Raw genomic sequence first — 12,189 nt, 5'->3', positions numbered from 1 at the left:
GTAGCTTGTTCCTTAAGCGGCCCGGGCGCTGTTATGGCCGACGCCCACCCAGCCGCTGCCATATTTGGCGACAGCCTGTTCATCAAAGTCAAAGCCGATACCCGGTTCCGTCGGCAGTTTCAGATTGCCCTTGTCGAATTCCAGCTGGCGGCCGACCAGACGGCGGAAGTTCAGCACCTTGTCATCGAGGAAGAACTCCACGAACTGCCCGTTCGACGAGGAGGCCACCAGATGGATATGCAGATCGTGGAACCAGTGCGGGCAGATCTTCACGCCATAGCCGGCGGCAAGCGCCGCGATGCGGCGGAACTCGCTGATGCCGCCGCAGACCAGCGCATCGGTCTGCAGGATGCCGGCGGCGCCCTTCTCCAGCAGCTCCTTGTGCCGCCAGCGGCCATATTCGATCTCGCCGGTCGCCACGGTCACCGGCGTGCGCGCCGCGAGCCTTGCATGATTGTCGATGTCGTCCGGGCTGAACGGCTCCTCGATCCAGTACGGATCGTAGGGCTCGTAGCGGCGCATATACTCCAGCGCGGTCGGCAGATCTTCCCAGGCGTTGTTGGCGTCGAGCATCAGCAGCACATCGTCGCCGATGGCAGAGCGCGCGGCGGCAATACGCTCCTCTTCGCCCCTCGGATCGAGCCGGCCGACCTTGATCTTCACCGCCTTGAAGCCCTTGGCGACATAGCCCGCCACCTCCTCGCCCAGCATGGCGGGGGTCTTGCCCTCCAGGTAATAGCCGCCGCTGGCATAGGCCGGCACAGTCTTGTCGGCCGATCCGCCGAGATACTGCCAGAGTGGCAGGCCGGCGGCCCGCGCGTTGCGGTCCCAGATCGCCACGTCAATCGCCGAGAGCGCGCGCATGACCGTGCCCATACGGCCCTGCAGCAGCGATTCCTGGTACATGTCCTTCCAGATCTTCTCGACCGTCAGCGGGTCCTTGCCGACCACGATGGGCCCCAGCAGATCTTCCACCGCGATCTGCCCCAGCCGGCCCGCCGCGCTGCCGACATAGCAGAAGCCGATACCCTCGATTCCGTCATCGGTGCGCACCTTCACCAGCAGGTAATGCCGGTCATGGACCATGCGGGTGGAAAACGCCGTCGCCGTGTCCAGCGGGACGCGCGCAACGGTGCAGGAAACCTGCTCAATCTTGCTCATGGGACCTCCCTCGGATAGCGGTCCGGCCTTATGGGGACCGAATTTGTAAACGCTTACATCGCTACGCCATAGGGCGCTGGCTTGTCAACCGAGGGGCGTCGCACGCCAAAAGACCGGGCGGCTCTATACCGCTTTCACCGGACCGGAAACCAGGAGATTTCATGGGGCGTGTGTCCATGGTCGGTGTCCGGCCGATGGCCAGCCCCGCTTCAGGACACTCCGCAACTGCGGCGCAAACGGATCACATATCGGCGTCGAGCCGCACCACCCAGCCCTCCAGGCCGGGCCGGGCCGCCGGGTAGCGCTTCAGCACGTCCGGGTCATGGCCGGGAATGATATGCGCATGGCTGTCCGCCAGCGCATCGAGCGTGCGGTAGCCCTCCAGCATGTCGCCGACATTACAGACCACCGGGAAGGGGCGCTGCTGGTCCATGTTGGCGTAGAAATGCGACGCATCGGACGCCAGCACCACCCATCCGCGCCTTGTCTTCACACGCACCACCTGCAGCCCGTCGGTATGGCCGCCGACCCAATGCACGGAAATGCCGGGCGCGATGTCGGACGAGCCGTCATGGAACTGCACCCGGCCCTGGTACAGCCGGCGCACCATGGCGACCACATCCTCGGCCTCGAAGGCATGAGTCAGCGTCGAATGGCACATGCAGCGCCCGGTGCAGAACTTCATCTCCCGGTCCTGCACATGATAGCGCGCCCTGGGGAACAGGTCGTGATTGCCGGCATGGTCGTAATGCATATGCGTGATGATCACGTCCTCGACGGCATCGGGCTCGATGCCGATGGCCTTCAGCCCGGCCGCCGGGGCCGCCGTCGTCATCCGGCCACGCGCCAGGCCGGTCTTTTCCTCGAAGCCGCTATCGACCACGAAGGTGCGGTGCTTGCCGACGATGGCCCAGACGAAATAATCCAGCGGCATGTTGTGATCATGCGGATCGCCGCCCAGGAAATTCTCATAGGCCGGCCGGTCGAAATGCGCGTATTTGACGGCATAGACCTCGTAGCTGTCGTCGCTCATGATTTAGCGCCGCCGCCTTTCACCTCGACGCCCATCCAGTCCTCGATGGGACGGATAATCGACGTCAGGTCACCCTGCCGCCCTTGTGTCGCCATGGCGATCTTCAGCATCTGCCGCACCGCGCTGCCGACGATCATCGGCATGCCCAGCGCGTCCGCATGCTCGACACAGAGCCGCGTATCCTTGTCGGACAGTTCCAGCGCGAAGCCGAAATCGAAGGTGCGCGGCAGCACGAAGCGGGGAATCTTGTCCTCGGTCGCGTTGGTACGGCCGCTGGAGGCGTTGATGATCTCGATCATCCGGTCCGGGTCGAGGCCCGACGCCTTGCCAAGCACCAGCGCCTCGGACGCGATGGCCAGCGCCGTCACCGACATCAGATTATTGATGACCTTGATGGTCTGGCCCATGCCCGGCTTGTCGCCGGCGATGAACACCTTACCGAAACAGTCGAGGATCGCCCTCGTCTCGGCCAGCCGCTCAGGATCGCCCGCCGCCATGATGGCGAGGCTGCCCTTGGCGGCACCGGCGACGCCGCCGCTGACCGGCGCATCGACCAGCGCGATCCCCGCCGGGGCGAGGATGCCGGCCAGCACCTCGGAGCCTTTCGGCCCGGTGGTGGAAAGATCGATGACGGTGCGCAGCGCCTTGCCTTCCGCCAGTTCGCGCCCGACGGCCTCGACAATGGCTGGTGTCGGCAGCGACAGCAGCACGGTATCGACCTTGTCGGCGATGGCGCGCGGCGAGGACGCTATGCTGGCGCCTGCCGCCTCAAGCGCTTTCAGCGCCTCGGTGTTCTTGTCGAAGAGGGTGACGGCGTAACCGGCATCCAGCAGCCGCTTCGTCATCGGCGCCCCCATGCGGCCAATGCCGATGAAACCGATTTCCTTGCCCTGGGTCATGTAGTCTCCTGATGGCATGCCACGATCCCGCCAGCCGGCGCGGACACCTTGGCGGATCGACATTCAATATATGTTATCGATATCATTCAAAGCGGAACATTACCGTTGGAACTGCCGGCTGGAAAGGGCAAAGTTGCGCTGTCACTCGGCAAAGCGGTGAAGCACGGGCCATGTCCAAGAAAATCCCTGCGGGCACAGTTCTTACGGGCCCCCATTCTACAGGTCAGGCGAAATCCGTGCGCATGAGCGACGTCGCGCGCCTCGCCAGGGTGTCGGCGATGACCGTGTCGCGCGCGTTGCGGGCGCCGGATACCGTGTCGGAGGAGACCCGCGAGCGCATCCGCGACGCCATCGAGAAGACCGGCTATATCCCCAACCGCCTGGCCGGCAACCTGTCCTCGCGGCATTCCGATGTCATCGGGCTGATTGTCCCCAGCCTGCGCAACTCGCTGTTCGCCGAGACCATCCAGGCGATCGCCGATAATCTCGGCAAGGCCGGGTTCCATGTGCTGATCGCCGAGAGCGGCCATTCGCTGGAAGTGGAGGAAAAGCTGGTGCTGGCTTTCCTCAGCCAGCAGGTCAGCGGCATCATCCTGCACAACACGGCCCATACGCCCCGGATTCGCGGCATCCTGACGAAGGCCGACATTCCGGTCATTGAAACCGGCGACCTGACCCGCGATCCGATCGACATCGTGGTCAGCTATTCCAATTTCGAGGCGGCGAAGGCGATGACCCACCATCTGCACCGCCGGGGTTACCGCCGCATCGCCTTCGTGTCGCTGGCAACGGAAACCAATGACCGCATGCGCCAGCGCCGCAGCGGCTACCTGGCCGCGCTGGAGGAACTGGACCTCAAACCGGACCGGCAGCTGATCCTGGAAACGCCGGAAGGGCTGTCCGGTGGCCGGGACGCGCTGATCCGGCTGCTCGACCTGAAGAAGCGGCCGGACGCCGTGTTCTGTTCCGGAGACGTACTGGCGGTCGGCGCGGCGCTGGAATGCCAGCGCCGGAACCTCCGCCTGCCGGAGGATATCGCCATCGCCAGCTTCGACGATCTCGACATTCTCGATCATCTGGTCCCCAGGATCACGGCCCTGCGCCTGCCGCGCCGCGAAATCGGCATGTTCTCAGCGAACATCCTCCTGCAACGCATCCTCAAGCTTGGTGGCGGCGTTATCGCCAAGGATCTGGGATTCGACATCATCCAGCGCGAGAGCACGTGACGGGCGAATGCCATCGTCAGCCCGCTTGACTTGGCATAAATAGATGTTATCGATAACAGATACGTGCCCACACGCAAAGCCTGGGCTGGTGCGGGTGTCCTGACGATATGAACGAGGTTAAGCCACGCATGCTCAAGGGTAGGAGTGCACTCATCACCGGTTCGACGGCGGGGATCGGCTATGCCGTCGCGGAGCGGCTGGCGGCAAGCGGCTGCAACATCGTCCTGAACGGCATCGAGCGCGAGGCAGAGGTCGCGGACAAGATCGCGGCCCTGAAGGCGCACGATGTCGATGTGATCTATGATGGCGCCGATGTCGGCGATGCCGCCCAGGTGGAGGCGATGGTCGCGGCGGCGAACGCGCGTTTCGGCGGCGTCGATATCCTGGTCAATAACGCGGTGACGCGGCTTTTCGGGCTGATCGAAGATACCAAACCGGCCGACTGGGACCGTGCCATGGCGGTGAACCTGAATTCCGCCTTCAACACGATCCGCTGCACCATGCCCGGCATGAAGGCCCGCAACTGGGGCCGTATCGTCAACATGTCGTCGATCTACGGGATGATCGGTGCCGCCAACCGCGCCAGCTACGTCGTTGCCAAGACCGCGCTGATCGGCCTGACCCGCGCCGTCGCCATGGAAACCCTTGAACACGAGATTACCTGCAACGCGATCTGCCCCGGCTCGGTGAACACGACGCACAGCAGCCGCGTCATCAAGGCCACGATGGCGGAGCAGGGCCTCTCCGAGCAGGAGGCGGTGGGCCGCTTCCTTGCCGGCAAGCAGCCGTCCGGCCGCTTTATCGCGCCGGAGAGCGTCGCCGAATTCGTCGCCTTCCTGTGCGGTCCGGCCGGCCGGGATATCAACGGCGCGGTGCTGCCGGTCGATCTCGCCTGGTCGGCGAGCTGAGGCTATTTAAGGAGCGGGCCGCGCCAGCGCCATGATCGCGCCGGCATCTGCGCTCGTATCCAGCGACCATACGGCGTCGATCAGCTTCTCCGCATCGCGGCAGTGCGGCGCGCCGTAAGCGGCGAGCGTGCGGAACTTCGCCTCGATCTCGCCATCGCTCAAGGGGCCGTTATCGGTCCCCTTCGCGTCGGTAATGGTGATTTCCTCGGACCGCCCGTCCTTCAGGCTGACGACCGCGCGCACGCCGGTGAAGTCGCGGCCGGCCTCATCCTCCATCCGCACCCGCGCCCGCAGCGCCAGCACTTCGGGATCGGCGACCGCCGCATCGCTGAACTGTTCCAGCCCGGCCTTGCCAGTCAGGAAGCAGACGGCAACCGCGTGCTGGGCGCTGACCTGCGCCTCCCGACCGGTTTCGACATTGGGACGGTCGGTGCGCTGGCGCAGCAGCGGGTGGCCGTACAGCGTCACCGCCTCGATCTCATCCGTCTGAATGCCGTGCTCATTCTTCAGCGCCAGGCAGGCGTCGATCACCGGGAACAGCACCACGCCGCAGGGATAGGGCTTGTGGATATTACGCAGCACCTCCCACCGTGTCCCGAGATCACCCGTCACCTGCCCGAAATCCGGCTTGTCGCCGGTGACGGTCAGGAAGCCGCGCGGCCCTTCCAGCGGCCTTTCGGGGCCGCCCAAGCCGTTCTCCGCCAGCAGTGCTGCCAGCAGGCCGCCGCGGCAGGCGCTGCCGACGCCGATGCTCTTGGCCATAAAGCCGAGGGTTTCCACGAGCCCGGAGGATTGCGCCGAGGCGGCGCCCAGGGCATGCACCAGCGTCCGACTGTCCTGACCGAGCACCTTGCCGACCGCCACGGCGGCGCCGAACACGCCGCAGGTCGCGGTGATGTGCCAGCCGCGCGCGTAATGGCCGGGCGAGACCGCATTGCCGATCCGGCACGCCGCCTCGATGCCGAGCGCCAGCCCGTGCAGCAGCGCCGCGCCGGATATACGCTGCCGCTCGGCCAGCGCCAGCAGCGCCGGCGCCACCGGGGCGGCGGGGTGGATGACGGTACGGATATGCGTGTCGTCGAAATCATGCACGTTCATCGCCGCCGCGTTCAGGAAGGCGGCGGTCATCGCGTCGGCCTTCTCGGCGCGGCCAATCAGCGTCGCCTCCGCCGTGCCTGCGAAGGGCAGCATCGTCCTGGCGGCGATATCGATGGCGCTGTCGCCACTGCCGGCGAAGGCAGTCGCCAGGCCGTTCAGCAGCGACCGCCGGGCGGCATGCCGGACAGTTTCCGGCAGGTCTTCCCAGCGGGAGTTGGCGACGAAATCGGCCAGAACGGCCGACACCCTGTCATCGGCGGCGATGTGCGCGGACATGATTCCGGTATCCTTTACGTGAGGGCAGGCGGTTTTACAGCTCGCCCGCTTCTTCCAGAACCTTGCGCGCCACGCGGAAGCATTCCAGGCCCATCGGCACGCCGCAATAGATGGCGATGACGTGGACAGCGGCGCGAATCTCGTCCTTGGTCACGCCATTGTTGAGCGCACCGCGGCAATGCGTCTCCCATTCGTGCAGGCGCCCGAGCGCCCCCAGCATGGTCAGGTTCATCAGGCTGCGGGTCTTGGGGTCGAGGGCCTCGTCGCCCCAGCCGAAACCCCAGCACCATTCGGTCATGGCTTCCTGGAAGGGGCGCGTGAAATCGTCGGCGGCGGCGAGGTTCTTTTCCACATAGGCGGCACCCAGCGTCGCCTTGCGCTTGGCCAGGCCCTTCTCGAACAGATCCTTGTCCATATGCGTATTCTCCTGATGGTTTCGGGCAAAAAGAAAGACGGCACACCTTACAGCGGTAAGGCGTGCCGTCTCTTGTTCCAGGCGTTACTTGCCGAGCGCCTCGCGCGCTTTCTGCACATAGGCCTCGCCGTCGAAACCGACGGCCTTGGCCCGCTCGTAGAACGACTTGTAGGCCGCCTGCGAGTACTGATCGGCGGTCAGGCGATCGACCTCGGACTGCGGCGCGGTCCACAGTTCGATGCCGTTCTTCTTCATGTTGGCCACGGCCTCGTTGACATGGGCGTAGAAATTGTAGAGCGCCTCGTCCTCCAGCGCCTGCATCTCCTTGCGGATCGCGGTGCGCAGATCAGCCGGGATCTTCTCCCAGATGTCCTTGTTGACGATGACGACCCAGCCGGTGATCGGGCCGACCTTCCAGTTCTGCACGTTCGGGGCAAGACGCCAGTATTCCTGGCCATTGCCATAGCAGGTCGAGGTGAAGACACCGTCGATGACGCCGCGTTCGAGGGCCGGCGGAATCTCGGACAGCGGCAGCGGCGTCGGCTTGGCGCCGACCGCTTCCATCAGCGAGGCGGTCTGCGGGTTATGGACGCGCAGCTTCTTGCCCTTGAAGTCCTCCAGCGTGCGGATCGGCTCCTTGGAGAACAGGGCCTGGCTGCACCATGCGCCCTCGGCGAGGACGACGGAGTTCCATTTCTCCGCCCAGAGCTTTTCGACATCCTTGCACCAGAAGGATTTGCACAGATAGGCGTATTCCGGCATGCCGTTGACCAGGCCGGGCAGGTTGAACACGCCCATGCGCGGCTCTTCCGCCGCCAGATAGGTGTGTAGCGCCCCCGACATCGGCACCCGGCCATCGCGGACCGAGGCCGTGATCTGCGTGCCGCCGACGAGCGAATCGTTCAGCGTCACCTTCACCTTGCCGCCGGTCGCCCGCTCGAAGCGTTCGGGCACCTGCTGCATCATCTTCAGGTAAAGCGAGTTCGGTGCGGGCAGGATGCCCATGGTCAGGTCGAAATCCTGCGCCTTGGCGGTGGATGACGCGCCAAGGGCGATGGCGATCGCCAGAACCGGCGCCATCAGCGCCGAAAACGCCGTGCCGCCAGTGGATTTTGTCAGAAGCCTCATTCGAGACGTTATCGATAACATTAACATTGCGCTCCTCCCGTTGTTGTCTGCATACTTCGAAACGACAGTGGGGAATTTCCGATGGTTATGGCGCCGGCTCAACGCCATTGCCTTTTTTGGAGGCCGAAAAACAAGGCCACAAGCAGCAAGATAATACGATCATGCGCCTTCATTGCAACGACATAATCCCCGGGCTAGCGTTCCTCGACGCCCGAGTCCGGGGGTGGATTTTCTTGTGCGGCGGCGGCGCAGGGACCGCCCCCCGCCGTTCCGATTCAACGCCGATTGCCATCTCAGGAGACATTCCATGACCATAGGAACCGGGAGTTTCCCGGCTTCGAACGACAAGGCGCGGTCCCAGACCGTCCGTGCCATCGACAGCGTGTCCCGCTTCACGGGAGGGCTCAGTGCGGTCGCCCTCATCGCGATGACGCTGATCGTGTGTTTCGAGGTGTTTTCCCGATATTTCCTGAACGAGCCGACCTACTGGGGCAGCGATGTCGCGACATATCTTCTGGTCGGAATGACCTTTCTGGGGCTCGCCCAGGCACAGCGTTCCGACGATCATGTGCAGGTCGAGCTGCTGCTCGCCAATGTTAGCGAAAACATCCAGGCATTCCTGAATCTCTTCGCCAACTGGGCCGGGTTGCTGTTCGTGCTGTTCACCGGCTGGCAGATGATCAGCTTCAATTATCAGGAATATGTCAACGGCACCCGCGACTGGGGCTTGCTGGGGACGCCACAATGGATTCCCGAACTGGCGGTGTCGCTCGGCTACGCCGCTTTCGCGCTGGCCATCCTCGGCGATCTGCTGCGCGCCGCCCGGCCAGGCTGGCGTATCGAGGCCGGGCTGCTGATCGGACTCGCATTGCTTGCCGGCTTCCTGCTCTGGCTTGGCCCGCGGCCCGTGTATCTGGACGGGCTCCGGCTGGATGCCGGCTCACTTGCCATCATCGCCACGCTGCTGCTGGGCTGCCTTGTCGTCAGCGGTTGGCGTGTTGCGCTGATGCTGGTGCTGGTTATCGGCGGCACCGGCATGGTCTTCTGGCTGGCCAAGGGAACCCCGCTGCTGCTGCTGGGCGTTTTGCTGGTGGCGACCCTGTTCCTGTTTCTGGTGCTGGGCGTCCGCGTGGCGCTGACCCTTGGCAGCGTTGGCCTGCTGGGGCTGATGTTCCTGCTGCCGATGCCGCAGCTGTCGCTGCTGGCCGAACGGTCGTGGAACAGCGTGAACACCTTCACCCTGACCGCCGTACCGATGTTCGTGCTGATGGGGGCGGTGCTGATCCGCAGCGGCGTCGCGCGGGAGATGTTCGACGCGCTGACCTGCTGGTTCGGCCGCACGCCGGGCGGCGTCGCGCATGCCGCCGTGGGCGCTTCCGCGGTGTTCGCGGCAGTCTCCGGCTCCAGCCTCGCCACCGCCGCGACCATGGGCAAGGTTGCCTGCCCGGAGATGATTTCGCGCGGCTACAGCCAGCGCCTGACCTATGGGGTGGTCGCTGCCGGCGCCACGCTGGGCATCCTGATCCCGCCCAGCATCGCCATGATCATCTATGGCACGACGGTTGGTGTGCCGGTCACCAAGCTGTTCATGGCCGGGGTGATCCCCGGCATCCTGCTCAGCCTGTGCTTCATGGGCGGGGTTGCCCTCTGGTCGGCGCTGCGTCCCGGTGCGACGCCGCGTGGCGAGTCCTTCACCTTCAAGCAGAAGATTCGCGGCTCGGCCTCGGTCTTTCCCTTCCTGTTCATCATCCTGGTGGTTCTGGGATCGCTCTATGCCGGTGTGGCGACACCCAGCGAGGCGGGCGGCATTGGCGCCGTCGCGTCGCTCGTGGTCTGCCTGTTCCGCGGCATCCTGACCTGGAAGCTGATCTACGAGACGGCGATGGAGACCGTGCGCGTCACCTCGTTCCTGCTGCTCATCGTCGTCGGCGCCTCGATCATGAGCTGGGTGTTCGACTATCTGCGCATTCCGCGCACCCTGGTCAGCGTCGTCGAGGCGGCGGAGATGGCGCCCTGGATGGTGCTCATCATCATCGCCTGCCTGTATATCGTGCTCGGCATGTTCATCGAATCCATCTCGATGATGCTGATGACGCTGCCGGTGGTTTTCCCGATCATCCTGTCGCTCGGGCTAGACCCGCTATGGTTCGGCGTTTTCCTGGTGGTGATGATCGAGGTCGGGCTGGTGACGCCGCCGGTCGGCATCGTGCTGTTCATCCTGCGCGGCGTCGGCGGGGATGTGCCGCTGAAGGAGATCGTCTATGGCGTGCTGCCGTTCGTGGCGATCATGCTGGCCTTCCTGACGCTGACCTATTTCTACCCGGAAATCGTTCTCTGGCTGCCATCGCAGGTGAAGTGAGCAATCGACCAGGCGGATTCACGCTTCAGCTTGCATCAGACATCTGATTCAAGCTGAAGCGATCCGGCCCTAGCGTGCCGCCATCTCCCGCGCGAGCTGGCCGAGCAGCCGGCTCATCGCTGCCGCGACGCTGGCCGCATCCCCGGCCTCCGGGCTGACACCGGCGTTGCCCCCGGCATTGCCCCCGGCATTGCCCCCGACACTGCCGGGCAGAACTGCCACCGCTTCCATACCCTGGAACTGACCGCTGCGCAGGACATTGTCCTCGCCCGCCGCAAGCTGCCAGCCGGCCCACAACGCGACCCGGCCATCCGGCCCCGGCTCGAACCGGTCTATCCTGACATCGTAGCGCGCACCCGCCGGCAGCGACGGCGACAGGACGGCCAGTTCCGCCTCCAGCACGCGGCGGATACCCGCCTCGATTCGTTCGCCCCAGAACTGGTCGCGGCGCTCCACCAGCTGCGTTTCCGACATCCGCCAGATCAGATGGCGGCGTTGCAGATATTCTGCGACCTCGATGCGGCCCATCCGGTTCTCGGCCGCCGGCACGGCGGCAGCCGCGCTGTGCAGCACGATGACGCGCGGATCGGCGCGCGGCCCGTTCGTACAGCCAGCCAGCAGCAGGATCGCCGACAACAGCAGTAGGAAGAGAGGGGCAGGCTGGGCCAACAGGGATTTCCGCATCATGCTCACCGGCCAAGGATCAGGAGGTTGGGTTCACGCTCGATGGCTTCAGCGAAGCTGCGCAGCGCCCGCGTCGCCACTGCCAGGTCGCGGATCGCCGATTCGGCATCCTGACGCAGCACAGAGCGGCCATCGATGGTCTGGTTCAGCGTCTCGGTCAGGGCGGAAAGCTGCGCCAGTGTACGGTCGGCATTTTCCAGCACCTTGCGGACATCCGCCGCCGTCGTGCCGACCTCCGCCCCCGCCCCGTCGCTGAGCGCGGTGACCGAGCGCAGCGCGGTGCGCACTTCTTCTTCCAGCCCCAACAGCACCACCGTCGCCATGTCGAGGCTGTCATCCAGCCGGTCCATCGTCGTGCCGACCCGGTCGGACATGCCGCCCAGCTCCTTCGAGGCAACATCGGCAAGGCTCTGCACGGCGGTCAGCGTGCCGATCAGCTTATCCACCGCATCGCGCAGCGGCAGTTCGGCGATGGTGTCCTTCACCGCCTGAATTTCCGATCGGATCGAAGCGATCTCCGGCACGGTATTGTCCAGCGCCAGCAGCCGGGCCGGCGTCTCCGGGCGGAAATCGAGCTGGATGCCGAGCTGACCGGTAATCAGACTCAAGGTGACAAGCTGGGCGCGCAGGCCGATCTCATTCAGCCTGTCGAAATCGGGGACCTGCAGCACCGTCTGCTGGCCGTCCGGCAACCGCACCACGCCGGGCTCCAGCGACATATAGACAGCGATCTGGGCCGATACTTCTTTCGGCATGATCTGCAGCTGGATGCGCTCGACCCGGCCAACCGGCACGCCGCGGAAGCTGACCGGCGCGCCGATGCTGAGGCCGCCGACCGACCCGTCGAAATAGCTGACGACAACAAGCCGCTGCTCGAACAGCCGCCCGGCGCCGAAGAACAGCGCCGCCGCGACCGCGAGGATGAGGGCGGCGATCACGAAGCCGCCGACCAGCACCGCCCCCTTGCGTTCCGTCCCACCGGGTCCTGCCATGGCCGCTCCC

At 65.0% G+C, this 12,189-nt stretch carries 11 protein-coding genes; 3 read left to right on the top strand and 8 right to left on the bottom strand.

Features of this window, described 5'->3' with window-relative positions:
* Positions 1–12 precede the first annotated feature (12 nt).
* The 3 genes from BKM74_RS17465 to BKM74_RS17455 all read right to left on the bottom strand — a co-directional run bounded on the left by BKM74_RS17465 (position 13) and on the right by BKM74_RS17455 (position 3,156).
* A complete protein-coding gene (locus BKM74_RS17465) occupies positions 13–1,161 on the bottom strand; it encodes a mandelate racemase/muconate lactonizing enzyme family protein (RefSeq protein WP_086466998.1) in 1,149 nt (382 codons plus the stop codon).
* Positions 1,162–1,402: 241 nt separating this feature from the next.
* The gene (locus tag BKM74_RS17460) at positions 1,403–2,194 is read right to left on the bottom strand and encodes an N-acyl homoserine lactonase family protein (RefSeq protein WP_086466997.1); all 792 of its coding nucleotides are present in this window, start codon (positions 2,192–2,194) and stop codon (positions 1,403–1,405) included.
* Positions 2,191–3,156, bottom strand: coding sequence for an NAD(P)-dependent oxidoreductase (locus BKM74_RS17455; protein ID WP_407668715.1), 966 nt, complete (start codon positions 3,154–3,156; stop codon positions 2,191–2,193). Before BKM74_RS17455 ends, BKM74_RS17460 begins: the two co-directional genes overlap by 4 nt.
* Before the next feature lie 179 nt (positions 3,157–3,335).
* On the opposite strand from BKM74_RS17455, the gene BKM74_RS17450 reads away from it, so the two are divergent.
* Positions 3,336–4,319: a LacI family DNA-binding transcriptional regulator gene (locus BKM74_RS17450; protein WP_176342603.1), complete on the top strand. Its 984-nt coding sequence runs from the start codon at positions 3,336–3,338 to the stop codon at positions 4,317–4,319.
* Positions 4,320–4,447: 128 nt separating this feature from the next.
* The gene (locus tag BKM74_RS17445; RefSeq protein ID WP_086467018.1) at positions 4,448–5,227 is read left to right on the top strand and encodes an SDR family oxidoreductase; all 780 of its coding nucleotides are present in this window, start codon (positions 4,448–4,450) and stop codon (positions 5,225–5,227) included.
* Positions 5,228–5,233: 6 nt separating this feature from the next.
* Here BKM74_RS17445 and BKM74_RS17440 read toward each other — a convergent pair whose 3' ends face one another.
* The 3 genes from BKM74_RS17440 to dctP all read right to left on the bottom strand — a co-directional run bounded on the left by BKM74_RS17440 (position 5,234) and on the right by dctP (position 8,144).
* A complete protein-coding gene (locus tag BKM74_RS17440) occupies positions 5,234–6,601 on the bottom strand; it encodes an MmgE/PrpD family protein (protein ID WP_086466994.1) in 1,368 nt (455 codons plus the stop codon).
* A gap of 34 nt (positions 6,602–6,635) precedes the next feature.
* Positions 6,636–7,016, bottom strand: a complete 381-nt coding sequence (locus BKM74_RS17435; RefSeq protein ID WP_086466993.1) for a carboxymuconolactone decarboxylase family protein — start codon at positions 7,014–7,016, stop codon at positions 6,636–6,638.
* An 84-nt stretch (positions 7,017–7,100) separates the two neighbouring features.
* Positions 7,101–8,144: a TRAP transporter substrate-binding protein DctP gene (gene dctP, locus BKM74_RS17430; protein ID WP_176342602.1), complete on the bottom strand. Its 1,044-nt coding sequence runs from the start codon at positions 8,142–8,144 to the stop codon at positions 7,101–7,103.
* 307 nt (positions 8,145–8,451) lie between these two features.
* Between dctP and BKM74_RS17425 the strand changes: the two genes are divergently transcribed.
* A complete protein-coding gene (locus BKM74_RS17425) occupies positions 8,452–10,503 on the top strand; it encodes a TRAP transporter large permease subunit (RefSeq protein ID WP_086466991.1) in 2,052 nt (683 codons plus the stop codon).
* Positions 10,504–10,572: 69 nt separating this feature from the next.
* Here BKM74_RS17425 and BKM74_RS17420 read toward each other — a convergent pair whose 3' ends face one another.
* A complete protein-coding gene (locus BKM74_RS17420) occupies positions 10,573–11,172 on the bottom strand; it encodes an ABC-type transport auxiliary lipoprotein family protein (RefSeq protein WP_176342601.1) in 600 nt (199 codons plus the stop codon).
* Between the two features lie 20 nt (positions 11,173–11,192).
* On the bottom strand, positions 11,193–12,179 hold the full coding sequence (locus tag BKM74_RS17415; protein ID WP_086466989.1) for an MlaD family protein: 987 nt from the start codon (positions 12,177–12,179) through the stop codon (positions 11,193–11,195).
* Between the last annotated feature and the right edge of the window lie 10 nt (positions 12,180–12,189).

Origin of the sequence: Oceanibaculum nanhaiense, from assembly GCF_002148795.1 — a bacterium.
In the GTDB taxonomy this organism is placed as follows: Bacteria; Pseudomonadota; Alphaproteobacteria; order Oceanibaculales; family Oceanibaculaceae; genus Oceanibaculum; species Oceanibaculum nanhaiense.
The sequence above is the reverse complement of the archived record's forward strand: the minus strand, read 5'-3'. Positions and strand labels throughout refer to the sequence as shown.

Coding starts and splice junctions, on each gene's coding strand:
- BKM74_RS17465 (WP_086466998.1), bottom strand. CDS start 1,161: ATGAGCAAGATTGAGCAGGTTTCCTGCACCGTTGCGCGCGTCCCGCTG.
- BKM74_RS17460 (WP_086466997.1), bottom strand. CDS start 2,194: ATGAGCGACGACAGCTACGAGGTCTATGCCGTCAAATACGCGCATTTC.
- BKM74_RS17455 (WP_407668715.1), bottom strand. CDS start 3,156: ATGTCGATCCGCCAAGGTGTCCGCGCCGGCTGGCGGGATCGTGGCATG.
- BKM74_RS17450 (WP_176342603.1), top strand. CDS start 3,336: ATGAGCGACGTCGCGCGCCTCGCCAGGGTGTCGGCGATGACCGTGTCG.
- BKM74_RS17445 (WP_086467018.1), top strand. CDS start 4,448: ATGCTCAAGGGTAGGAGTGCACTCATCACCGGTTCGACGGCGGGGATC.
- BKM74_RS17440 (WP_086466994.1), bottom strand. CDS start 6,601: ATGTCCGCGCACATCGCCGCCGATGACAGGGTGTCGGCCGTTCTGGCC.
- BKM74_RS17435 (WP_086466993.1), bottom strand. CDS start 7,016: ATGGACAAGGATCTGTTCGAGAAGGGCCTGGCCAAGCGCAAGGCGACG.
- dctP (WP_176342602.1), bottom strand. CDS start 8,144: ATGAGGCTTCTGACAAAATCCACTGGCGGCACGGCGTTTTCGGCGCTG.
- BKM74_RS17425 (WP_086466991.1), top strand. CDS start 8,452: ATGACCATAGGAACCGGGAGTTTCCCGGCTTCGAACGACAAGGCGCGG.
- BKM74_RS17415 (WP_086466989.1), bottom strand. CDS start 12,179: ATGGCAGGACCCGGTGGGACGGAACGCAAGGGGGCGGTGCTGGTCGGC.